General features: G+C 56.5%; 23 protein-coding genes. 9 read left to right on the top strand and 14 right to left on the bottom strand.

Annotated elements, in window-relative coordinates; translation table 11 throughout:
* Nucleotides 1-157 precede the first annotated feature (157 nt).
* The 6 genes from PspS49_RS16720 to PspS49_RS16695 all read right to left on the bottom strand — a co-directional run bounded on the left by PspS49_RS16720 (nt 158) and on the right by PspS49_RS16695 (nt 5,574).
* Complete coding sequence (locus PspS49_RS16720) at nt 158-451, bottom strand: hypothetical protein (protein WP_160040529.1); 294 nt, start codon at nt 449-451, stop codon at nt 158-160.
* A 130-nt stretch (nt 452-581) separates the two neighbouring features.
* Complete coding sequence (locus PspS49_RS16715) at nt 582-2,441, bottom strand: ABC transporter ATP-binding protein (protein WP_160040526.1); 1,860 nt, start codon at nt 2,439-2,441, stop codon at nt 582-584.
* Nucleotides 2,442-2,926: 485 nt separating this feature from the next.
* On the bottom strand, nt 2,927-3,337 hold the full coding sequence (locus tag PspS49_RS16710; protein ID WP_150751008.1) for a hypothetical protein: 411 nt from the start codon (nt 3,335-3,337) through the stop codon (nt 2,927-2,929).
* A 76-nt stretch (nt 3,338-3,413) separates the two neighbouring features.
* On the bottom strand, nt 3,414-4,040 hold the full coding sequence (locus PspS49_RS16705; RefSeq protein WP_160040523.1) for a DUF3885 domain-containing protein: 627 nt from the start codon (nt 4,038-4,040) through the stop codon (nt 3,414-3,416).
* Between the two features lie 92 nt (nt 4,041-4,132).
* Entirely contained in the window at nt 4,133-5,134 is a 1,002-nt protein-coding gene (locus PspS49_RS16700) for an alpha/beta hydrolase (RefSeq protein WP_160040520.1), read from the bottom strand.
* Complete coding sequence (locus PspS49_RS16695; RefSeq protein ID WP_007916213.1) at nt 5,134-5,574, bottom strand: TspO/MBR family protein; 441 nt, start codon at nt 5,572-5,574, stop codon at nt 5,134-5,136. Before PspS49_RS16695 ends, PspS49_RS16700 begins: the two co-directional genes overlap by 1 nt.
* A 143-nt stretch (nt 5,575-5,717) precedes the next feature.
* On the opposite strand from PspS49_RS16695, the gene PspS49_RS16690 reads away from it, so the two are divergent.
* Nucleotides 5,718-5,984 carry a hypothetical protein gene (locus PspS49_RS16690; protein WP_160040517.1) on the top strand — a complete coding sequence of 89 codons (267 nt, stop codon included), beginning with the start codon at nt 5,718-5,720 and terminating at the stop codon, nt 5,982-5,984.
* A gap of 80 nt (nt 5,985-6,064) precedes the next feature.
* Nucleotides 6,065-6,463, top strand: coding sequence for a hypothetical protein (locus PspS49_RS16685; RefSeq protein WP_160040514.1), 399 nt, complete (start codon nt 6,065-6,067; stop codon nt 6,461-6,463).
* On the opposite strand, the gene PspS49_RS16680 is transcribed toward PspS49_RS16685, so the two are convergent.
* Together PspS49_RS16680 and PspS49_RS16675 are read right to left on the bottom strand one after the other, a co-directional pair.
* Entirely contained in the window at nt 6,464-7,972 is a 1,509-nt protein-coding gene (locus tag PspS49_RS16680; RefSeq protein ID WP_238786290.1) for an EAL domain-containing protein, read from the bottom strand. It abuts the gene before it with no gap.
* Between the two features lie 445 nt (nt 7,973-8,417).
* The gene (locus PspS49_RS16675) at nt 8,418-9,359 is read right to left on the bottom strand and encodes a transposase (protein ID WP_108227338.1); all 942 of its coding nucleotides are present in this window, start codon (nt 9,357-9,359) and stop codon (nt 8,418-8,420) included.
* A gap of 450 nt (nt 9,360-9,809) precedes the next feature.
* Between PspS49_RS16675 and PspS49_RS16670 the strand changes: the two genes are divergently transcribed.
* On the top strand, nt 9,810-11,729 hold the full coding sequence (locus PspS49_RS16670; RefSeq protein ID WP_160040508.1) for a tyrosine-protein phosphatase: 1,920 nt from the start codon (nt 9,810-9,812) through the stop codon (nt 11,727-11,729).
* 709 nt (nt 11,730-12,438) lie between these two features.
* Here the strand turns inward: PspS49_RS16670 and PspS49_RS16665 are convergent.
* Nucleotides 12,439-13,410 (bottom strand): AraC family transcriptional regulator, encoded by a 972-nt coding sequence (locus PspS49_RS16665; protein ID WP_160040505.1) that lies wholly within the window; start codon nt 13,408-13,410, stop codon nt 12,439-12,441.
* 267 nt (nt 13,411-13,677) lie between these two features.
* Here PspS49_RS16665 and PspS49_RS16660 point away from each other — a divergent pair, with 267 nt between their 5' ends.
* From PspS49_RS16660 to PspS49_RS16645, 4 genes are all read left to right on the top strand, one after another.
* On the top strand, nt 13,678-14,481 hold the full coding sequence (locus PspS49_RS16660) for a 2OG-Fe(II) oxygenase (protein WP_160040502.1): 804 nt from the start codon (nt 13,678-13,680) through the stop codon (nt 14,479-14,481).
* 166 nt (nt 14,482-14,647) lie between these two features.
* The gene (locus PspS49_RS16655; protein WP_127928283.1) at nt 14,648-15,034 is read left to right on the top strand and encodes a hypothetical protein; all 387 of its coding nucleotides are present in this window, start codon (nt 14,648-14,650) and stop codon (nt 15,032-15,034) included.
* A gap of 112 nt (nt 15,035-15,146) precedes the next feature.
* Nucleotides 15,147-16,265 carry a hypothetical protein gene (locus tag PspS49_RS16650; protein ID WP_238704343.1) on the top strand — a complete coding sequence of 373 codons (1,119 nt, stop codon included), beginning with the start codon at nt 15,147-15,149 and terminating at the stop codon, nt 16,263-16,265.
* 234 nt (nt 16,266-16,499) lie between these two features.
* Nucleotides 16,500-17,420: a hypothetical protein gene (locus PspS49_RS16645; protein ID WP_127928281.1), complete on the top strand. Its 921-nt coding sequence runs from the start codon at nt 16,500-16,502 to the stop codon at nt 17,418-17,420.
* A gap of 291 nt (nt 17,421-17,711) precedes the next feature.
* Here the strand turns inward: PspS49_RS16645 and PspS49_RS16640 are convergent, their stop codons facing one another.
* From PspS49_RS16640 to PspS49_RS16630, 3 genes are all read right to left on the bottom strand, one after another.
* Nucleotides 17,712-18,074 (bottom strand): DUF6124 family protein, encoded by a 363-nt coding sequence (locus PspS49_RS16640; protein ID WP_127928279.1) that lies wholly within the window; start codon nt 18,072-18,074, stop codon nt 17,712-17,714.
* A 625-nt stretch (nt 18,075-18,699) separates the two neighbouring features.
* Nucleotides 18,700-19,308 carry a hypothetical protein gene (locus tag PspS49_RS16635; protein WP_160040499.1) on the bottom strand — a complete coding sequence of 203 codons (609 nt, stop codon included), beginning with the start codon at nt 19,306-19,308 and terminating at the stop codon, nt 18,700-18,702.
* Entirely contained in the window at nt 19,305-20,102 is a 798-nt protein-coding gene (locus PspS49_RS16630; protein ID WP_127928277.1) for an enhanced serine sensitivity protein SseB C-terminal domain-containing protein, read from the bottom strand. The genes PspS49_RS16635 and PspS49_RS16630 overlap by 4 nt, the downstream gene beginning before the upstream one ends.
* Before the next feature lie 399 nt (nt 20,103-20,501).
* Between PspS49_RS16630 and PspS49_RS16625 the strand changes: the two genes are divergently transcribed.
* Together PspS49_RS16625 and PspS49_RS16620 are read left to right on the top strand one after the other, a co-directional pair.
* Entirely contained in the window at nt 20,502-20,882 is a 381-nt protein-coding gene (locus PspS49_RS16625) for a hypothetical protein (protein WP_127930418.1), read from the top strand.
* 140 nt (nt 20,883-21,022) lie between these two features.
* The gene (locus tag PspS49_RS16620; protein ID WP_127928275.1) at nt 21,023-21,277 is read left to right on the top strand and encodes a hypothetical protein; all 255 of its coding nucleotides are present in this window, start codon (nt 21,023-21,025) and stop codon (nt 21,275-21,277) included.
* On the opposite strand, the gene PspS49_RS16615 is transcribed toward PspS49_RS16620, so the two are convergent.
* Both PspS49_RS16615 and PspS49_RS16610 read right to left on the bottom strand, forming a co-directional pair.
* The gene (locus PspS49_RS16615; RefSeq protein WP_238786289.1) at nt 21,264-21,569 is read right to left on the bottom strand and encodes an ATP-binding protein; all 306 of its coding nucleotides are present in this window, start codon (nt 21,567-21,569) and stop codon (nt 21,264-21,266) included. The two genes, PspS49_RS16620 and PspS49_RS16615, sit on opposite strands and share 14 nt — an antisense overlap.
* Entirely contained in the window at nt 21,566-22,201 is a 636-nt protein-coding gene (locus PspS49_RS16610) for a TetR/AcrR family transcriptional regulator (RefSeq protein WP_160040496.1), read from the bottom strand. Before PspS49_RS16610 ends, PspS49_RS16615 begins: the two co-directional genes overlap by 4 nt.
* Between the last annotated feature and the right edge of the window lie 54 nt (nt 22,202-22,255).

Raw genomic sequence — 22,255 nt, 5'->3', positions numbered from 1 at the left:
GTGCTGTCACCAGATCGATCAACGTAGAGACCTCAGCGGCGACCTGTCTACAGTCCGCTTCTGGCCGAAACAGGTCGTTCGTGAGTGGCCGCTATTGGCCAGAAGCAGACATCCATGAGAGGTAACCTTCAGCTCGAAGTAGCCTGCAGAGCGGTAGTTACACCAACTTTTCAATGGAAATCGAAGTAGCTTGAATTGCGATATCTCCAAAATCACCCTCAAGGAATAAAACATTATCAACGATGTTTATCCCTTCAAGCTCTCCGAGCTCGCTTGCATTTTGAACGTGAAGCGCACCAAGTCTGATAGCTAGCTCTGTGCCGTCCGCGTTCCATGCCATCAGTTTGTTTTTGGTCCCGTCATCCAGTCTCACAACCATCTCGAAGTAGAGATGGGCTTGGTCCAGCGTGATCGACAAGACGCTGCTTTCTTCAAGTGCGCGAACATCCATTTTGAAGCTTCTTTCGATTAAATCCGTATCCTACTACAGGCCAGTTTCGGCGAATGCATGCGACTGAAGCCAATGTCCGCTATTGGCCGAAAGCAGTCGCTTATAAACAACTGCTCCCCACCCCATACCCTCAAGCCTGATCCATCGCCGCCGCCACACCCTGTTCCTCACCCAGAAACCCACCGCTCTGATGCTGCCAGAGCCGCGCATAAATGCCGTTTCTGTGCAGCAATTCAGTGTGTGTCCCCTGTTCGATAATGCGCCCCTCATCCATGACAATGAGTCGATCCATCGCCGCAATCGTCGACAGCCGATGGGCAATGGCGATCACGGTTTTGCCCTGCATCATTTCATCGAGGCTTTCCTGAATGGCCACTTCGACTTCAGAGTCCAGCGCGCTGGTGGCTTCGTCGAGCAACAGGATCGGCGCGTTTTTCAGCATCACGCGAGCGATGGCAATGCGTTGGCGCTGGCCGCCGGAGAGTTTGATGCCGCGCTCGCCGACCAAGGTGTCGTAGCCGCTGTGGCCTTGCTTGTCGCTCAGTTGGCTGATGAAGCCGTCGGCCTGCGCATTGGCGGCGGCGCGGCGGATGTCTTCGTCGGTGGCGTCCGGGCGGCCGTAGGTGATGTTGTCGCGTATCGAGCGGTGGAGCAGGGACGTGTCTTGCGTGACCATGCCGATCGCGCTGCGCAGACTGTCTTGCGTCACGTGCGCGATGTTTTGGCCGTCGATGCAAATCTTGCCGCTGTCGACGTCATAGAAGCGCAGCAGCAGATTGATCAGCGTCGATTTGCCTGCACCGGAGCGGCCGACCAGACCGATTTTTTCGCCGGCACGGATGTTCAGGCTCAGGTTGTCGAGGACCTGGCGTTCGCCGTTGTAGTTGAAATTGACCTTGTCGAATGTCACCGCGCCGCCCGCCGGCACCAGCACGCTGGCGTTCGGCGCATCTTGCACCTTGGGGCCACGGGTGAGGGTGGCCATGCCGTCCTGCACGGTGCCGATGTTTTCGAACAGCGACGTCATCTGCCACATGATCCAGTGCGACATGCCGTTGACGCGCAGCGCCATGGCGGTGATCGCCGCCACCGCACCGGTACCGACCTGGCCCAGGTGCCACAGCCACAGCGCGTAGCCGCCGGCGCCCAGAATCAACCCGACCACCAATGCCTGATTGACGATTTCAAACTGGCTGACCAGACGCATCTGGCGAAAACCGGTGAGCTTGAAATCCTCCATGGCCGCACGGGCGAAATGCGCTTCACGTTTGGAGTGCGAGAACAGTTTCACCGTGGTGATGTTGGTGTAGGCGTCGGCAATGCGCCCGGTCATCGACGAGCGCGCATCGGCCTGTTCCTGGCCAACCTTCCCCAGGCGCGGCACGAAATACAACATGGCCAGCCCGAACAGCGCGAGCCAGGCAATGAACGGCAGCATCAGTTTCAAGGCAAAACCGCCGGCCAGGGCGATGATCGCAATGAAGTAAACGCCGATGCCGGGTGCGATTTCGATCAGGGTGAACAGGACTTCGCGCACGGCCAGCGCGGTCTGCATGACCTTGGTCGTGACCCGTCCGGAGAACTCGTCGGAGAAAAACGAAAGGCTTTGCCGCAGCATCAGCCGATGGAAATCCCAGCGCAGCCGCAGCGGCAGATTGATCGCCAATATCTGGTGCTGAACCATGGTGCGCAACGCCACCAGGCCAATGCTGATGAACAGCACGATACCGATGCCCCACAGCACGCGACTTTCTTGCGCGTTGACCCCGCCACCGGCCTGCCACGTCGAGAGCAGATCGACGACTTGGCCGAGAAAGGAAAACAGCCAGGCTTCGTAGATCGACACACCGGCACTGAGCAGCGCCAATGCGAGGATATAACCGCGAGCGCCGCGCGTGCAGGCCCACAGGAACCGCATCAGGCCGACGGGCGGAGGTGGTGCTTCGTCGGGAGGAAATGGGTCGAGCCGTTGTTCAAACACGCGAAGCATTTTGGTCTCCGAAATGATCAGGGTCGGGGGATTTTGCCACTTAATGGCGGCTTTGAGGGATCGCACGTCACCGGCGTGTCCCCACTAAGTGTTATTGCCCGGAAGCACTGCGGTGCAGAACCCCAAGGATCCCGGGTACATGCCGATCAGCTAAGCTGTCTGCTCAGACGACTTGAGCAGTGCACGATGCAGCGAACAAATCCGGTTTCATGTTGGGAGTCGACGGGCAAAGGAAATGTTTAATTTCTTTTTGACGTTTTTGTTCGTGTTGATCCCCACGGCGTCTCTGTCACTCGACAGTTATCTCCGTTACCGAGTCGCCAGAAACAAACCGGTGAGCAATGTCTGGAAGGGCTGTAATCATTTGCTTTCCATCCTGCTGCTCATGCAGTTGCTGGGTTTGGCGCTGTACTTTTTCTACATCGCCTGAGCGCGGCGGTTGTCGGCCTTCCAGAGAGAGGAAACCTATGCCTGAAAACCGACACCTATCCTTGTGCAAGCACTTCACGCCTGACCTGCAAAGCAATCACAGCAAACCCTTGGCCAGTGCCGCGCTCGGAAGCCGTATAATTCTGATGCGCCGAGACATCCTCCCATTGGCTTACGAACTCAACGTGTTGATGGTCACTGTCGGTGTCAATTTGAAACGCTATGAACCGTTCCGCTTGATCGAGGATCAAGCCATACAGGCGTGGCATTCCAGGGAAGTCGACTTCAAGATCGATTACGACCGTTCCTGACCAATCAATACCTTGGCGCTCGCCGAAACGTGCCAAGGCCTCGGGAATACAGGCATCACGCCAGAATCGAGCGGTTTCCGTCAGGCGATGGGCAGTCACCGCATTCTGTTCCTGCACATTGAGTTGCCGCTTCTTCAGCAGACGATCTATTTCCATGTCGCGCATCCAGTATTGCTCACGCCCAGAAACACCCTCTTTGAATTCTCGCTGATGTGAGCGCCATAAATAGCGCCTAACGCACCCCTGCGAGCGTGACGTCCATGGCCGAGCGGTCATAGTCCAGCAGGTATTGATTGTGCCGCTCGTAGAGTTGCGAAAGCAGTGGTGCATTAAGGCCGACGACATCCATGCCTCTGTCGTCGTAGGGGAAGACCATGACCTGTTTCGGCAGATTGAACAGATACACATCACAGTGGGGATTGGGCTCAATAGCGCCAAAATCTTTAGCCAATGCACACCAGAGAAATGCTTGAAGGCTTGTGATCGGTGCTTCGAACGCGATGTTGATCCAGTACTCAGGCTCTTCTTCGCAATACCATTCTTCGACATCTATCTCCTCACTCCAGACTGAGCGTTCAGGAGGAATATCAATGCCGGCAGATCGAAATGCGCGAATCGCGGCCCGATGCATAAATCCATGGCTGCCTGAGTGAGTGCGCAGACACACCACAAACGTTTCTGCATCAGCAAAGATATCGCTGCAGATCGTTGTCGATTTTCGTAGGGCAGTCAGGAACTGCTCGATGATCCCGCCCGTTTCGGAGAGCTCGAAGCGCAGTCCTCCGGGGCAGGAATAGAAAAGAGGTCGGGCGAAGGCTTTGCCTTGAAAAGTCCTCTCGATTTTATCTCGTAGGTTCACGTTATCCCTTCGTATTCATTCGCCTGTCTCCTCGGCCAAGGAGCTGCGGACAGATCTTACTTTAACCCTGACGCTTGAGCTAAGTCGGTGATTCAACGAGACGCTGCAGCTGCTGGCGTTTGTGGCGAACCAACGGCCTCGACACGCGCCGAAATCCATTGTCGACTGTAGGCCAGAACGCCCTGAGCGATCGCCGTGGGGAAGTGGATAAAGCCGTGGGGCGAGGAGGGCAGCAGGTACATTTCGACCGGCGCCGATTGCGCCCAGCGTTTGGCGATGTCGAGGGTATCGTCGCGCAGCGGATCGAGTTCACCGGCAAACAGCAGGGCGGGCGGGAAACCGCTGAAGTCGCCGTACAGGGGGGATAACGGTGGCTGGCGGCGCTGTTCGTCAGTCAGTTCCGGGGTGAGCAAGCGCAGTGCCTCGACGATGCCGGGGCCGTCCAGCACCAGTGTATCGGCAGGCGCGCTGCGTACGCTTGGGGTTCCCGTCAGGTCGTAGACGCCGTAATACAGCAGCGCGCCGCTGATGCGTTGCAGCAACTCCGGCCACTGCTTCAGCGCCAGCAACGTCGCCGCCGCCAGATGACCGCCCGCCGATTCACCGACCACTACGACGGGCAGACCGGCAAATTCGGCATCACTCAATACTCCGCGAGTAGCGTTGAGGCAGTCCTCCAGCAGACCTTCAAGCGGCGTCGAGACCGCTAATCGATAATCGACCGAGATCACCGTCACTTGGCAGGTGTTGACGATGGCGATGTTGAAATTGTCATCCATCTGCGCATTGCCGATCACCCAGCCGCCACCGTGAAAGTCCAGCACCACGCCTTTTGTCTTGCCTTTGGGCCGGATGATCCGCACAGGCACGTTACCGATCAGCTTCTGCTCAGCCGTCAGGCCATGCGTGCGCAACTTCCCCGCGCCGCCGACCTGACTGACGCGCAACAGCGCCTGAATCAAACGCGGCGTCAGGCGATTACGGACCTTGAAACGCGGCAGCCAAGCAAGCTTCCGGTTGAAGGCGCGCACCTGCGCCAATTCACGCTCGCCCTGCGGCCACGGTGTTGCAGTACCCCAATTGGCATTGCTCATCAGCGGTTCTTGATCAGGATGGAAAAATTCAACGCCGCCGCCACGCACAGCCACGCCAGATAAGGAAACAGGATCAACCCCGTGATCAGATCCAGTTGTATCGCCAGCACCACCATCGCCGCGACCACCAGCCACAACACGGTGAGAATCACCATCGCTGCCAGCACCTGATGCGCACCGAAGAACACCGGCGTCCACAGCGTGTTCAACGCAATCTGCGCCGCCCATAGGGCTAGCACGGTCTGGCTGCCGGGGATCAGGCTCAAGCGGTAACCGGCCCAGGCCAACAGCAGATAGATAATCGTCCAGGCCACGGGGAACGCCCAATTGGGCGGGGTAAAACCGGGTTTGTTCAGCCCTTCATACCACGGCCCCGGTTTGAACATCACGCCGGTGGTTGCCGCTGCTGCGCAGGCCAGAAGAAAAATGAAAAAGGTCATCGCCAGTCCTTGGCTGAAATCAGCCGGTAAGGGGTTTAAGAAAAGGACGCCCCGGCGCGCGAAAAGTTTGCCATGAATTTCAGAATGGCCGGAGGGGCTATTCAATTTGAACTAAAAACTGACCATTGCGTCAGGATAATCAGTTGCCTTTTCCTACTGACGCGGATGACATCATGTACACCTATCACATCGAATATCGATTCAACGACGAGCCGCGGACTTTTCTGCTTGAACTCAAGGAACAGCAGTTGGCCGAGCATGAGGCCGCGATGCATCTGCTGGAACTGCACTTGGGCGACGCGGAAAACGGCCTGATCATGCCCACCGCAGATTCGACACACGAGCAGATCCTCGAACATGCCAAGCGAGTAGGGATCACGCACATCAAGGTGGTCAGCCAGACCAATTGAAACGTGATGCAAACGTTGGCAACGGCGGCGATCCATCGCATGCTGCGCGCACACTTCACTGTACGCCCGGAGGACACGCCTTGCCGACCCTGAGCCGCGCTGATCTTGCTTACGTTCTGCAAATCCTGGAGCAAGATACGATTCACGACTTGAGCCTTATTTGTCAGGCTGTGCAGATGAGTCCTCGCGACCTGTTGAATCAGGTCGCGATTGCCATGGCCGATCAGTTTCTTAGCGGTGCACGCGACTTTCACGCATGCGACGAGGTGATGAATCTGTTGTTCGGCGATATCGTCAACCTCGGCATGGATGCCGAAATGCCCGAGCCGGCTTTTTCCATCTACCTCGCGTTTGATTCCGGAGAGCACAGGCACACCGGTGATAACGAGGAGGTCGTACCGTGGGAAAAATGGACGCGACCTGAACTCGTGCAGATTCTTGATCGGCTGACGGGTGGCTTGTCCGGGGCTCGTCGATAGTTACACGTTTTCTAGCGCTGGGTGGTCGACAAGCAGGTTTGCCCGCTCTTGATAGAAACGCAAAAACTCCTCCGCCGGCATCGCTTTGCCAAACAGCCAGCCCTGACCAAACTGCACACCGTGATCGCGCAGGTAATCGCGCTGGGCTTCGGTCTCGATGCCTTCGGCGACTATCTGCAGGCGCAGACTCTTGGCCATTTCGATGATGTGGCCGGTCACTGATCCAGTGGCTGCGTCCTGATCGATGTTGTCGACGAACGACTTGTCGATCTTCAGCACATCCAGCGGCAATTGCTGTAAATGCTGAAGACTGGAAAAACCGGTGCCGAAATCATCGATAGCCGCTAGATAACCCAGCTCGCGGGCATGGTTGACCGTGGCCCGCGCGGCGTCGATCTCTACAAAACCGCGCTCTGTCGCCTCCAGCCAAATCTGATGCTGCTGCACATTGGCCCGGTTCAGCGCGGCTTCCAGCTTCGGCAGAAAGCGGCCGCTGCTGACGTCCTTCGCCGCCAGGTTGATCGCCACGTGCAAGCTGCGCTCCTTGGCCAGCAACGGGCCGAGGTCGCGCATCACATTGTCGATGACCTGATCGGTGATCGGCAGAATCAAACCGCTGTGCTCGGCCAGCGGAATAAATGCATCGGGGCATACCCGCGAGCCATCCGGATGCTGCCAGCGCACCAGAGCCTCTGCGCCGACGCAGGCACCGTCGCTGAGGCGGATGATCGGTTGATAGTGAACAACGAACTCGCGATTGCGCACCGCCAGTTGCAGTTCCGCCAGCGGTGACAGACGTTGCCGGGTGCGGCGCACGATCAGCAACACCAGCACCCCCGCGAGCAAACCACCGATGGGCAACAGCAGTAATTCCCGGCGGATCAAGCCTTGCATCAGCTCATGGCGCGACAGCGCGGCGATGGCGACCCAGTCGCCGCTGTGCACGAGGGTGTAGAGATAGCCGTCGGCAAGGCCCGAATGCGGGCCGGAATGCACGCGAGCCAGGAAGTGTTCCGCACCCGGGCGCGAGGTGCTGATCAATTGCCCGGACGCGGTGCCGACCGCCAAGTGCAAATCCTCATCAAGCATCACATGCAGAAACTGCTCGGGATCGACCAGCACGTTGAACGCCGCATACTGCAGCGCCATCATCGGTTTCGCCGCAACGATGCGCGACTGCACGCCGAGCGACACGCGCACGCCGTCCGAGGTGGTGAAGTCCTCGCGCCATGGCGTCGCGTGCTGCCCGACCGGTCCCCAGGAGCCGCAGGCGTAAATCTCTTCTTCGACGTAACCGATCGACTTCACCGAGAGGGTGTTGATGGTCAGCAGACGCATCTCGTCGATGCTTTCCGGCGTGCACGGCGCGAGACGCGAACCCGCGATGGATTTCAGGGCGCTGGCCGCTTCACTGAAAGTCCCGTGGGCGCGACTGGAGGCGACGGAAGCGAGGGTTTCCAGACGTTGTTGAGCCGCTGCCAGATTCAACATCCAGGCGACGTAACCCATCAAAAGGAGCGGAAGCAAGACACACGGAAGGCCCAGGAGCACGCTCCCCCAGACAATGCGTTTTTTGTTCATGGCGCCACCTTGGCCACAAGGCCTGTGACGTGCGCACAGCACGGCTGTTTTCAGCCACTGCAGAATAACGCCGCTGTGTGGGGCAAATATTGCTGTAGATCAACCCACCTGAGTGCGCGGGTGGTTATGTTCAATCGGCGATTCTGCGCACACCACGTACCCGTGTAGGAGCGAGCCTGCTCGCGATGGCGGTGGGTCAGGCCGTTGATGTGCGAAATGACACCCTGCTATCGCGAGCAGGCTCACTCCTACAAAATTTGTGTCAAATCCAGGATATCCAGCACTCCCGAGCTCCTACAGTTTTTGGGTGAAAACCGAGATATCCAGCATCCCGAAGAACCCTGTGGGAGATTCTATGGTTGAGGGGAAGCCCTCAACTGACTTTTGTCTGATATTCGCTTTGCCCTTTCAGCAAGGCGAATACCACCCGAGCAAGTTTGCGAGCCAGCATCACCAACGCCTGCGTGGTGCTGAAACCCCGTGCTCTTTGGGCTTCGTAAAACCCTTTCCAGGCTATCGTACGGCTAGCCGACATCGCTGCGTTGTGCAAAAGTCGGCGGGCCTCGGGGTCTCCGCGCTTGGTCAAGCTGCGGCGACCGTCCTTTTGCCCTGATTTCGATACCCGTAAATCCATGCCCAGGAAGGCGATAAACGCATCCGCGTTGCTAAATTCCCCCCGCTGAAACGCCGTGAGCAGGCGCGCTCCGGTCAGAAATCCAATGCCCTCAACTTTCAGGCAACGCTTCAATTGGCCGAGCAAACCGGCTTGTTTGAGCTGATCGTTGATCGTCTTTTCGATCATCGTTTCAAGCCGCTGCATGGATTTTATTTGTTCAGCAAAAGCTGCCTTCAACAGCGGCTCATTCGACCAGCTCTGCACCAGGCCGACCCTTGCCTGGACCAAAGCCGCGCGGCGGCGGAAAAGGCTCAGGAGCTGGCGGTACAGCGGTGATGGCGGGGTCCAGGGGCGCAACTCCTCGGCTTCGTTCTTCAGGTAACGGGCCAGCAACTTGGCGTCCAAGGCGTCGGTTTTGGCGCGGATCTTCACGCCTTCGCGGTAATGTTTGAGTTCATAGCCGCCCACCATGTAAATCGTGCAACCGGCCGCATAGGCCAAATCAGCGAATTCCAGGTGGTAGATGTTGGTTGCCTCAATGGCAATAGACACGGGGCCGAGCAAGGCCTTCAGCCACTGCTTGATGGATGTTTTGGTGTTGGGAATCGCTTCAAGCAGATCGCTATCGGCCTGATAAATCACCAGTTCATTTTTGGCGACATCCACGCCAACGATCGGATTTGATAGAGCGACTGGCATTGCCACAGGATTTCCTCCGGGATAAGGTTTGAGCACTTGAAGGGCTCACCCAGAGGCGCAGGCTTGTTCCTATCGTCGGTCTAGCCAGATGCATTCTTTATCGGCGCTTGGGTGAAAGGAGGAGGGGCGAAATCTCCCACGGTCTGTGCTGCGTCAACAGTCAGAATCGAGCCTTGTCCCTCCTCCTCCCTTCAAGTCCTACCATACAAGCGAGCTTGCTCGCGAAGGGGCCCTGTCAGCCAACATCACCTTAGCTGACCCACCGCATTCGCGAGCAAGCTCGCTCCCACAGTGTCGCCGCTCAAACTCCACCATCCGACCCGATGGACAATTCACGCACGCCACGGACCATTCGCGCAGGCATTTTCGCGCTACGCGAATTTGTCATATTTCGTGTCAATTCAGTGCAGATAGTAGGCAGCCCAACGCTAACCGAAATGAGGCTGCACTGTGTTTCAACGTCTTCTGTGTTCGCTGTCCGTACTGAGCCTGTCCATCGCCGCCGCCCATGCTGCCGAGTCCGTGCCGCTGGACACGCCGCGCCTGCAAGGCATCGACAACTTTCGTGATATCGCCGGCATCACCACCGCGTACACCACGGCCCACGACGGCACGATGCGCAGCGGCGTGTTCTACCGCTCCAACGCGCTGACGCCGACGGCCAGCGATCTGGCGACCCTCAACAGCCTCGGCATCAAAGCCATCTACGACCTGCGCACCCCGAGCGAAATCGCCGCCACCCCGGACACAATGATCAGCGGAGCGACCTACGAGAACATCGACATCATCGGCAGCACCACCTCCGGCGCGAACATCACCAATATCTCCTTCAAAAGCGCCGCCGACGCCATCGCGATGATGGAGCAGACCAACCGCGCCTTCGTCATTGACGCCGGCATGCGCAGCCAGTTCGCCGTACTGTTCAATGAACTGGCCAGTGTCGACGCCGCGCAACTGTTCCACTGCACCGCCGGCAAGGACCGCACTGGCTGGACCGCCGCCGTATTGCAGAGTATCGCCGGTGTCGACGATGTAACCATCATGGCCAACTACCTGGCGACCAACGACTACACCGCCGCCCGCGTCGCTGCCACGCTCAAAGCGCTGCCGCCGAGCATGGCCGCCATCTACGAGCCGCTGCTCGGTGTGCAGGCCAGCTACCTTCAGGCCGGCCTCGACGAAGTCACCGCCGAATACGGCAGCATGGACAATTACCTCAAACAAGGCCTCGGCCTGTCGCAAGAAACCATTTACGTCCTGCGCGGCAAACTCGTCGAATACAACAGCCTGCCGGGCCAGGCCGGGCTGATCGGCAACGCCGCCGCCGGCGCCGAATTGCTTCGCGAATTGCAGAACACCAACCTGTCCGGCACCTACAGCGCCTACAACTACTACCTGCAATCGGCCATCGACGCCGGCACCCTCGGCGGTGTCGAATCCCAGGTCGGCGGCCAGGTGCACGCCGACGCCGCCAGCTACCTGCTGCGCCAAAACGCAATGATCGAGCAAGCCGCCGCGCCGTTCGCCAGCGGCACTGACCTCAAGGTCGGCCAATACCGCCTCTGGACCACCGCGCTCGCCGGCTACCTCGGCACCGACGGCTCGGCCCATGCTGAAAGCAGCAACGAACACAGCCAAGGCCTGATGGTCGGCATCACCCAGCGCTTCAGCGAACAACTCAGCGCACGCGGCGGTTTCGGCTACAGCAAAGGCACGGTCGGTGGCGCGGGTGGCGAAGCCGATACCGACTTCACCTTCGTCAACGTCGGCGCCCGCTACGGTTTCACTCGCCTGGAACAAGGTCTGTTCGTCGATGCCAACGCCAGCACCGGCTACGTCGACTACGACAGCAAACGCGACCTCGGCGGCGGCCTCGGCACCGCGAAGGGCGATACCCACGGCAACCTCAGCGGCGCCACGCTTGCACTTGGCTACCGCGCCCAAATCAACGGCGTGACCTTCGAGCCAAGCCTCGGTTTCCGAGTCAGCCACCTCGACCTCAACAGCTTCAAAGAGAAGGGCAGCGAACTGGCCCTCGACGTCGACGACAACAGCGCCACCCGCCGCAGCGCCGTCGCCAACCTCAACGTCGCCTTCGCCCCGGTGGCGATGGGCGCATGGCAACTGGTGCCGGGCGTGCAAGTCGGTTACGAACGCACACTGGGTGACAACCAGGTCGACAGCCAAAGCCACCTGCTCGGCCTCGACATCGAACAACGCGCCGCCTTCGACAACCGCGACCAATTCAGCGGCGGCGTCGACCTCATGGCCAGCCTCGGCGCCCTGAGCCTGGGCGCAGAAGTGGGCGCCAATGGCGGCGGCGACAGCCACGGCTTCAACGGCGGCCTCAAAGCCAGTTACGCGTTCTAAAAGAAAACGGGGTCAAGGAAGACCCCAATCCAACAAACACCCCAAAACCCAATGTGGGAGCGAGCCTGCTCGCGAAAGCGCCAGACCAGTCAACTTCAAATCGACTGACCCACCGCATTCGCGAGCAAGCCCGCTCCCACACATTTGATTCCATCCAATAGCAGCCAATCAAAAGCCCCTCACCCTAACCCTCTCCCGAAGGGAGAGGGGACTGACCGCGTGGATTGGAAGAGTTACACCGACGTGGAATACCGAGTCGAGCTCAAATTTTGAAAAGCCCACCAATCGGCTCCCTCTCCCTCGGGAGAGGGATGGGCGGGCGGCGTTCCGATGAGGGGCAGCCCCACCACAAAACCTGCGAGTGTCCCTTGCGCTTGTATATGAAGTTGTGGGAGAGGGGACTGACCGAGGCGTCTTGCGTCATGCATCGACCTGAAAGATCGAGGCGATTATGGATTCAAAGCAAGACTCTCAGGTCGGTGTAGATCTTCAATATCCCCGGCTCGGTTCCCTCTCCTTGGGGATAGGGCTAGGGTGAGGGGAAAGCAGTTACCGCAAAATCAACTGGCCAACTCGGTCAAACGTCTCCGCGCCCACTCCTCGATCAACCGCGCCGGCGTGCCATCCCCACGCTTAGCGACCCATCGGCGCGGTGCGACGTTTAGCTAAATCTTCTCACCACAAGTTACCTTGCAAACCTGTTACCCAATCACCCCCGAGCCCGAAACTCCGCCGGACTCATCCCATAAGCCCCCTGAAAATACCGACAAAACCGCCCCACATTGCTAAACCCGAACCGCAACGCCACCTCCGTCACCGACCCCGAACCCCGCTGCTTCAAAACCTCATAAGCCCGCTCCAGCCGCACCTGCCGCTGATACGCCACAATCGACATCCCGACAAACCGCCGAAACCCCTCCTGCAACGCCCGCTGACTGACATGACTCAACCGCGCCAGATCCACACCGCTAACCAATTGCTCCGGATGCGCCTGAATAAACTCCACCGCCAACTTCACATGCCGCGGCGCAACCATCGCCGTGGGCCGGCGCAACGCCTCGGAAAAGTTATGCGGCCAAGCCTCCAGCACCGCATCAACCAACATCTCGCGCAACCGCGACGGCATCAACGTCCCGCTGTTGATCAACAGATCAAACTCCGTCCCCGTGGCCAGATCAATCAACGCCTTGATCCCCTGAAACGCTGCCGTCTCCAGATCCACACTCGGCTCAAAAACAATCTTCTGCAGAATCGGTTTATCCAATAGCGCCGATAGCCGCTCGGTGAGCTGAAGACGATTGATCGACATCCCGTGATGCGCGTGATCATCCAGAAAGCGCATCGAACGGATATCCGCCTTATCGATCGCCAGCCCCACATGCGACACACCGATGGACTCAGTAGCGTGGTTGAAAACGATCTTGCCCGCCGTGGGAATCACAAACGTGATCTCATCCTGTGGATCGGGGAAAGCCACGGTGAAATCACCGTGATAATGCATCCGCCGAAAACTCACGCCATCGTGCCGCCCGTAGACGCCGCCGATAATGATGTTCGACGGCAGCGGCGGATTGTCGGCATAACGATTGCCAAACAATCTGGAAAACAGTGCACCGAAGTCATCGGAACGGAGATTGTCGGAGCGCAGGATGATTTGCTGGCGAACTGGAGTCGGAAACACCTTGGCGGCACCTTCGGTTGGGGCTCTAGAACTGGGGTGTAGGGCAGGGCGCCGAGGAGATTAGCAGAGGAAATATGACGAGTTTGTGACAGCCAGAAACATGCCGTTACAGCGCCGCACCACGTTTAGGAACAAGGACACTCGGCAGGCAAAGGCCAACATGGCAACCTGCTCGCAACTGTACTCAGCAAACAAATAGCGGCGATGCACTCAGCGCTTGGCCCTGTTTGACATGACCTGAAAGCATTCAAGTTAATTGGAGCGGCAATGCAAGCCAACACACAAACACTCCCCATCACCCTGACCCCGGAACTCGACTTCGACCAAAACGCCGCCAGCGCTTTCGGCGAATCACTGACCCACGAATACACCCAAGCCACACCATTCCCGCACATCGTCATCGACAACTTCCTGCAAGCAGACGTCATCGCCAGCATCCGCGAACACTTCCCGGTCGAACCGACCAACAACGAACAAATCTACGAGCGCGGCTACAAAGGCCAACTCAAACGCCAGATAAGCCCCAACGCCTGCAGCCCGTACCTGAAGAACGTCTTCAACACCTTCAACTCCGCACCCATGCTGGAATTCCTCGAAAAACTCACCGGCATTCAAGGGCTGATTCCTGACCCTTATTTTGCAGGCGGCGGATTGCACGAAACCAAAACAGGCGGCTTTCTGGGCGTGCACTCGGATTTTCGGCTGAACAAAAAACTCAATGTTGAGCGGCGGCTGAACGTGATCATTTACCTGACCGAGGACTGGCAGGAAGCGTACGGCGGCAACCTGGAGCTTTGGGATGTGGGGATGAAGAAATGCCTGAAGAAGGTACTGCCGATTTATAACCGGTGCGTGATTTTCAATACGGATAAGGATAGTAACCATGGGCATCCGGAGCCGTTGACTACGCCGGAACACATCACTCGGCGGTCGATTGCGCTTTATTACTACACGGCGAGTGGGGTGGGCGGGGAGCCGGGGCAGAGGAATAAAACGCACTATAAGCCGCGGCCGAAGGATCGTGTCAGTTTGAAGTATTACTTGAATAAATTGTTTAAGAAGAAGGGGTGAGGAGGCCGCGTAATCAGGGAAGCAGCCGTTTTTTGGACTGGGTGGTGAGCAGCTGGTGCAGTTTACGGCAAGAAGGAGACGTTCAAGCCACTAGCCCAATACACTATCGCGAAGATCGTACTCAAAATTTTGGTGTAACTGTTCAGGCAGGAAAAAGAGAGGATTCATGAGTCTTGATCTGTGCTTGGAAGCTGATAGTACACTCACAATTACAGCGCTGAAATGCGCCGTTGAGAATGCGGGGGCTTGGGAAATAGAGGTGGCGGGTAATGGCTTGTCCGCTGTATTTGCCTCGGGGCTTAGATTGAATGGCGGTGATGTAACAGATGACTCTACGATCTATGCTGAGAATACAAAGGGACTCGACTTTCCTGTCGCTTTGCGTTGCACCATCAGATTAAAAGGCCCCGAACCTGAGGGGGAATCGTCTATGGAAGATGTGGATAAAATCGCTCAATCCATATCTCAGTCGTGTTCGGCCTTCTTTCTTATTAGCTTCCAATTCGAAGAAACCTTGTACTGGCGAGATGCTACAGGGCTGCATCGTCTTTGAAGTCGGTGCCTGCGCGTCCTCGTTCGTCCATTTCTGAATGGTTTTTACGGACGGAATACCCCTGAGCTGGGGTGGGCTTCAATTATTTCAATGCACTTCACAGGAGCGATGCGTGATCGATCTGAGTGAAACTATCAGGCTCTTTTCAATGGAAGGGGCAACCCATCTCTACTCGAGCCTTCCATCGATGCTGACGCCGGCAGACCTTTACCATATAAAGGACAATCCAGTTCATAAGGCCGCGCTCGCCGGCTCCAACATTTATCTCATCGTCAGTCGTCATCGCATTTACCTGAATCCTGAAAGTCTATCTCGCAATGGACGGATCGTTTTGGGTGAGTTTTTGGTATTGCGCGAACACGGGGTGACGCGGGTCCCCTTTACTTATGAGATTCGTCTTCCAACAACTGCGGGTACCGCAGACATTTTAGGTGTCGCCGTTGCCGCCAACGGATCATCGATGGTCGTGATGACTTCCGAAGGAGATCAGATGATTGCCGTCAGCGTCATCGTTGCGGCTGCCGAAAGTGAATTGACGCGTCCCGACACGGATATGGAAGTGCTCTATGTTGGCCAGAGCATCGGACGAACGAATACCCTGACTGCTTTGAATCGCTTGTTGTCGCATACCAAGTTTCAGCAAATTCTCGCCGAGAACTCGACACATTCCCCGGAGCGCGAGGTTTTACTTTTGCTCTATCGGTTCGAGCATCGGAGGACAATCATCAGCAATGGAGGCGACTTCAATGTGGAAGCTCAGGCCACTGATGCGCAAGATTCTGCCCATTTCAATCGTCTTAGGGATGTCCGACTGCAGCGACATGAGGTGGTATCCCTGGCAGAAGCGGCGTTGATTAATTATTTCAAGCCGCGCTACAACACCCTACTGAAAAAAACGAATTTTGCTGCAAGCGAAAAGCTTAGAGTGCTACAGCAGTTGATGAAAAAAGGCGTTGCCGGATTGGTCGTGGAGCTTTGCTCGGTAAACATACGATCTCGTCTAGGCTCGGCTAATGCGATACCCATTGAGCTTGTGGATTTGTTCTCAGAAGAGGTGCTTGAAGGGCGAAACATCCAAGAGCTGGAAATCAAGCAGCAGTGGCAAGAGGAATTGAACGTGATCGCCCATTCGCATTGGGCCCGATTTGCGCTGACCACTACGCAGGAGCGTAATACGTTCCTGCATGGTTCGAAGTTTATGGGGCAGACTGAGCAACCATGGGCTTGGTAATCACGGGGTGAAAAAGGGACGGTGAAAAAGGGGGACGGATTAATTTTCAGTCTTGGTGCGTATATCTGATCCTCCTCCATGACGGCATCCTAGCCGTCATGGAGGAATTTTCATTGCTCCGTCGGCACCACGTTATCCAGTGCCCGGTTCATCGCCACAGCACCGGGCACTTCGCCAACTAACGACTACACTGATTTACGGTTTTCGACTACACGCTTATTCAAGGAGCTTCACATGATCTGCTGGAATGCAGTTGTCGAAAGAAAAGTCAAAGCCGGCGTCGTCATAAAAAACATGCTTGACGGGAGCGAAGCACTGATCCCGTTTACGACACTAAAACTGGCAGTTCTAGACCCTGTCAACAAGTTAACCGATTGGTTGATAGGAACGCCGTGGGTCGCAGAAACCGAAAAAGAATCGGTCATTGTCGGGCGAGCATTAATTGTATTTTTCAAGCAAAAGGAAGAAAAGCTGGTGCCTGCTTATGCCGCTTTTCGCGGGGATTTCAAATTCAGAATTGATGAGGAAGAGTTCGTCGATCCTTATCAGCGTGAAATAGTGGTGATCTACCACGATTTTTCAGAAGAGATCAAAAAGGGCAACTCGGGCAGTGCTTTTGCTAAAGGTGTCGAGAGCTATGTTGAGACGTTTTCAGGCGTGTCGCACCTGGTTCATGCCGATGGCACATATGAAGAGCTGGTTGTAAAACTGACCAGCGTGGCAGAGGTGGCTGACGGTTGGATCGACACTGTACTGATCGTCACACATGGTTATATCGGGCAGATGTGGCTGGGTAATGCGGACGAAATATTTGTAAAGAGAAATTTTGCTGCAGTGTTGGGCCGGTCTGAATCCGGAAAGGATTTTATCAATCCGGAATCATTTGGCGTGCTGTTGAAGAAACTGTTTGGCCCTAAATTGGGTATTGGCATTTACGCCTGCAACTTTGCGTGCTCGCCCGGAGGCGATGAAGTTGCCATAGCGATCAGAGGGGCCGCTGAAGCGAGAGTTGTTGTCGCAGGTAAAGCGGATGTTTTCCTCAAGCCCAATTCAAAAGGCCACCGCCCGGTCGCAGAGTGCAAAGGGGCGGTGGCGTTCTACTCAGAACATAAAATTGAAATCAAAGGAGGTCAGGTTCCGGTATTTCCGATCTAGCGGTTGGATAGAGGTGGATTCGGCGTGCGCCTCTTGCGCGAACCTTCGTGGCTGTTGCACTGCATTCCTGCTCTTGGCCATTCGAACCTGCGTCCGATCACTTCGGAGCCCGCCAAAGCCTGAAAACCAGGAAAACACCACATTGCCGTTGTGCCCTCTGTATTCGGCTTTCGCCCTGAGTTGCTAACGGCAATAAAACGAGAATAAAGGGGGCTGATTTATTTTCTGTCTTGGTGGGTCTGTCTGGTCTGCCTCCATGACGACATCCCGACCGTCATGGAGGAGTTCTCGTTACTCCGTCGGCACTACGTTATCCAACGCCCGATTCACCGCTAACTCCCCAAGCATTACCACCTGCGCAATGCCTTGCAGTGTCTTGCGTGCCGGTCCGTGAACCAGACCGATTACATCGCCCAACATTACAGAGGCCGAGCCGAGCGATTCACTGGCATTCACCAGCAATTCCTCAGTCTTGGTGTTCGGGTTGGCGATGAACATCTTGTTGGTTTGGTACGGGGTGAGCATGATTTCCGGGGCAGGGCCGAGGTAATGGGAGAGGGCGCGGTCGACGGCTTCGTTGAATTTCTTGGTGTCGGGGGATTCGTCGCCTGAGATTGGATCGGTTTCTGGTGGATTCGGCGTAATTTTGAACATAGATGAAACTCCAGGATGAAAAATGGAGCCATCACTTTCGCTACCAAACGAGGGTGGTGGCCAAACGCAGGTTGGTAGACCGGTCACCTGGATACCCGGCGCGTCCGAAGACGCCCTACGCATGGCCACCATAAACAGCGGACGAAGACGTCCGTGCAAATAGATCTGCGATGCGACAGGTAAGCCGGGCTACCAAACCCGATCACTGCTATTCAGTGACCGACCCACGATAGAACCCGCCCACCCGGCGCACAAGCCGGCGGATTCTGGCGTAGTCGTAGGCAACGGCGCAAGGCGTTGTAGCCTGTCGGACGTATCTCGGAACGTTTTTAAACCAGTCGTTGAAATGCCGGCGTGTGAGGCCTGGCATCCTTAAACAGCGTCGATCATCACCGCGCATCAAGTCCCGGTTTTACTTACACACGGCATCCGCCACGCAATAACCATCCACCATCGGTGCTTTGCTCACGTCCAGTTCGATGCGGCAGCTCTGTATGGCTTTTTCGCCCCATTTCATTTGGTAGACCTTGCCTTCACCCACCGACAGCATGCAACCCTGATGGGCACCGAGTCTTGAGCAAATTGATCGACTGAGTCTGAAAGGCAGCGGCGGCTAATTCACCGCTTAACCCAAGCGTTTGCGCACCGCTTTCAACACCGCTTCGATGTACCAGGTTTCGACGCCGATGGCGACGGCTTCACTGGCATCAGGCACTAACTCGATTTGAGTGATGATGCCTTGCTCGCCAAGCAGTCGCTGTGCGTCTTGCAGACGTCTGCGTGTACCCGTGAGCCATAGCCGTTGCGGGCCCGTCAGCAACGCGAGGGTTTGCGGGTAGGTGCACTGCAGTTTTCGGCGCAGATTGATCAGCGCGGGTTTATTCGCCCGGTCGAGTGCCGGGGTCAGTACATACTGTTTGCCCGTCGCCGCGGTCAGGTCGTATTTGTCCTGTAGATACTCCTCGACACTGAAGCAATTGGCGACCGTCTCGCGCTCGCCGGTCACCACATTGATCAAGTGCGCATTGACACCGACATAACAGAACTCTGTCATGCCGTGGACGACGTAGTCCTCGCTGTTGCTGCGAATGACCCAGTAATCACCGTTGGCGGACAGCTCACAGTTCTGAATGACAAACCGCTCGGGTTTGCCATCTCTCATCACACCGTCAAACAGCGCGAGCACGATTGCGCACGCCTGATCTGCGGTCAGTTTGGGGTTGAACTCGGTCACGCTTTACCAAAACCAAACAATGAACGCAGTTTGCTGCCCAACGTCCGCTGATAGAACGGAGTGGTTTGTGTAAAGAAGTAATCGCTCAGGTCCTGCTCACCTTCCTGAATGCGATACAGGCCAACGTCTTCGCCATCGGGTGCGGTGTCCCTGGCAACTTGACTGGCTTCGCGCAAGATCAATTCAATATCGCCGTCCGCTTCGATGCCAACCACCAGGTGAGGCTTTTCATCCGTCGTTACGTTGTACATAAGCGCCAGAAACCCACGCTTGATGTTGCGATGTTTGGCGAATAGCTGCGTGAGCGCGTTAACCATTTTTGTTGGATATTGCGCGGGCTGCCCGAGTTGCACGTGGGCGTCTTTTTCCAATGTGCGTTGTGTTGTCCGGCCAATCTCGGCGGACAGCAGGCTTTGCACTTCTTCCGGGAGAAACTCTTTGCCATAGGGCGACTTCGGTTCCAGGAAAAGCGGAGTGCCCAGCGTCATTTCAAACAGGGATCTGGCCGGAATTTCCAGGTAGGACTCGCCACGAGCTATGGACTGCTCCAGCGTTTGCAGCGAGGTAAAAAACGGGATGACTGCCGTGCCGTCCTGCTTTTCCCAATGTGCGATGCTGATTTGGCTGCCAGCCTCAAGGTCAATGTGTCCCTTGCCCGCGCCGGTCGAACCCGGGACATAAACCATTGAGTTCAACAGCGTCTTGAAAAAATCAGGTCGGCGGGCAGGTTCTTTCGCAGCCAACTCGAGCGATTGTTCTAGTGTGTTTTCTTCCTGGGTATTGCTGATGTCCATCGGTGGTTCCATAAAAACAGACAAAAATGAATGGCAAAGAGTGGGTCAGTCGCTAGTGCACCCTAGCAGGATCCAGCGTTTCCCTTGAGCGTGTACGTCGTAGGCAAACTCCCAGAAAACCGAATAACCCGGGCGCCCCTTTACGTATCTGAAGGCGCTTATCTGGTCAGCCTCATTGACATGTGCAGGTCGCATCATCTCGCTGGCAAGTTGCGTGATTTCTTCGCGTTTAAAACTTTCATACGCCTCCATTGTTGTAACGGCTTGCCCGGCAGAATCGTGAGCAGGTTTTTACGCGCCTGTGAAAACGTGAAGAAAAGCGTTCTGATAAATCTGAAATTTGATGGGGTAGGATGCTCACACACTGGAATAGCCTTCTTCATCAAGGACGCGACATTTATGGAAACTCTCTTTTCTCAAGTCAGCGAACGTTTGCATGATCGCCAATTCGCGGTAGCGGATAACACGCAGGGGCTGTCGGGTAGCGGGACGGTGTTTCATTACCGTGTTGAGGGTTCGGGCATTTCCAGCACTTACCAAGGCGGGCGGATTCGTATGGGGCATCAAGTTGGCCGCGTGACTGGTCCTGACACCATAGAGTTGCTGTTTCATTGCCTGACGACTGAGGACGAGATTTTGTCCGGTTGGTCCCGTGGCATTGTCGGGGTGGACGACGGAGGGCGAACGACGTTGAGCTTTGTGTGGGGGTGGTTGTCCGGTGCTAGTGGAGGCGGGGAGTCGAGTTACGTTGAGGTATACCCGGATCGTGTGTCGGCATAGATCCGGTCTTGTTTAGCCCGCTGATTTGGGCGTCTTTTCAGTAATAAAGCGCTGTGCCTCAGCATGGGCAATGACATCATGCCTATTTCCGGTGAGGGCATAGGGCCGACTGTCTGCAAGGAATAGGGTAGGGATATTTGATGAGCAAACTGTCAGCAATGATCGCGCAAGCGAGTGCGGGGCTGTCCGTGCAGCAGCGTATTTCGGATGAGAAGTGGGCGGCAATTACGCAGCAGTGTGGGGACGAAGAGGTTGCTGAAATACGCAGTCGCATTGACGCGCTGAGGACCGAGTTGTCGACGGTTGAGGATTGGGATGGCGACACTCAGGATGAGATTCATCTGGCGATTGCTCAATTCGCCAGAATGCTCGAGCTCGCGTCTAAGGCTGTCTAGCCGGTGAATGTACTGTTGTTATCACTTTTGTCTCTTCAGTACCCGCGATGAGCGCTGCGACCTGCTCTTTCGGATGGGGAGAAAGTTCGGGGTATTCGTCGATCAGGTATTCGATAACGGCTTGGTCATCCCAAGGGCCGAGCGATGTGATGTAGTCAGGGTACTGATTCTGAATTTCTCTCCATGAGGCGTAAGGGTGTCTGGAGAGCAGCACCTCGGTGTGGGTGTAAATAACGTGGATTTGCAATGGCTGGTTTTCCTTATGCTGTTTGAGCATCCAGACGCCTTTCATGCCTGTTCTGGTGCAGGTGCGGTGGTACGGGCCACATCCCAAGTCCGCATCACCTGCGTAATCGCCGCATCAATACTCTCAATCGGCGTGTCATCCCGAGCAAGGATGGAAATCCCCTGCAGGAAACTATCGAACACCGTCGCCATCGCGGCTGCGTTCGTGTCGTCCGCTAACAGCCCTTCACTCACACCACGCTCGACACACGCCACAATCCCCGCGCGGGTTCGGGCTCGGGAATGGGTGAGGGCTTGAGCGACGTGGGCGTTTTCCGGACTCGGCGCGCTCATGACGCCGAGGGTGACCATGCAGCCTTTCGGGTGGCCGTCGTCGCATTGCATGCGTGCCGATTGGCGCAGGGCGGTTTCGATGGCTTGGCGTGGCGGCAGGTTTTCATCCCATAGGCATTCGGTGACTTGGGCGAAGGTCGTGAGGTAACGCTGTACGCACTCATCGAACAAGGCTTCCTTGGAGCCGAAAGCAGCGTAAAAGCTTGGCGCGGAAATGCCGCCGCCCAGTTCAGCCTTCAACAGTGAAAGGGATGTCGAGTCGTAGCCGTGTTGCCAGAACAATTGCATGGCCTGGTCGACGGCGTCGTCGCGATCGAATGCGCGGGGGCGGCCGGTTCTGGCCATAGCTGAAACTCCTCGGAAAGTGATTTGGATACTAGTCGATACATAAGTCGTTGA

Origin of the sequence: Pseudomonas sp. S49 (assembly GCF_009866785.1) — a bacterium.
In the GTDB taxonomy this organism is placed as follows: Bacteria; Pseudomonadota; Gammaproteobacteria; order Pseudomonadales; family Pseudomonadaceae; genus Aquipseudomonas.
The sequence above is the reverse complement of the archived record's forward strand: the minus strand, read 5'-3'. Positions and strand labels throughout refer to the sequence as shown.

Coding starts and splice junctions, on each gene's coding strand:
- PspS49_RS16710 (WP_150751008.1), bottom strand. CDS start 3,337: ATGGAAATAGATCGTCTGCTGAAGAAGCGGCAACTCAATGTGCAGGAA.
- PspS49_RS16700 (WP_160040520.1), bottom strand. CDS start 5,134: ATGAGCAATGCCAATTGGGGTACTGCAACACCGTGGCCGCAGGGCGAG.
- PspS49_RS16615 (WP_238786289.1), bottom strand. CDS start 21,569: ATGAAAGGCGTCTGGATGCTCAAACAGCATAAGGAAAACCAGCCATTG.
- PspS49_RS16660 (WP_160040502.1), top strand. CDS start 13,678: ATGCAAGCCAACACACAAACACTCCCCATCACCCTGACCCCGGAACTC.
- PspS49_RS16655 (WP_127928283.1), top strand. CDS start 14,648: ATGAGTCTTGATCTGTGCTTGGAAGCTGATAGTACACTCACAATTACA.
- PspS49_RS16620 (WP_127928275.1), top strand. CDS start 21,023: ATGAGCAAACTGTCAGCAATGATCGCGCAAGCGAGTGCGGGGCTGTCC.
- PspS49_RS16625 (WP_127930418.1), top strand. CDS start 20,502: ATGGAAACTCTCTTTTCTCAAGTCAGCGAACGTTTGCATGATCGCCAA.
- PspS49_RS16640 (WP_127928279.1), bottom strand. CDS start 18,074: ATGTTCAAAATTACGCCGAATCCACCAGAAACCGATCCAATCTCAGGC.
- PspS49_RS16715 (WP_160040526.1), bottom strand. CDS start 2,441: ATGCTTCGCGTGTTTGAACAACGGCTCGACCCATTTCCTCCCGACGAA.
- PspS49_RS16680 (WP_238786290.1), bottom strand. CDS start 7,972: ATGGGTTACGTCGCCTGGATGTTGAATCTGGCAGCGGCTCAACAACGT.
- PspS49_RS16610 (WP_160040496.1), bottom strand. CDS start 22,201: ATGGCCAGAACCGGCCGCCCCCGCGCATTCGATCGCGACGACGCCGTC.
- PspS49_RS16720 (WP_160040529.1), bottom strand. CDS start 451: ATGGATGTTCGCGCACTTGAAGAAAGCAGCGTCTTGTCGATCACGCTG.
- PspS49_RS16695 (WP_007916213.1), bottom strand. CDS start 5,574: ATGACCTTTTTCATTTTTCTTCTGGCCTGCGCAGCAGCGGCAACCACC.
- PspS49_RS16675 (WP_108227338.1), bottom strand. CDS start 9,359: ATGCCAGTCGCTCTATCAAATCCGATCGTTGGCGTGGATGTCGCCAAA.
- PspS49_RS16645 (WP_127928281.1), top strand. CDS start 16,500: ATGATCTGCTGGAATGCAGTTGTCGAAAGAAAAGTCAAAGCCGGCGTC.
- PspS49_RS16630 (WP_127928277.1), bottom strand. CDS start 20,102: ATGGACATCAGCAATACCCAGGAAGAAAACACACTAGAACAATCGCTC.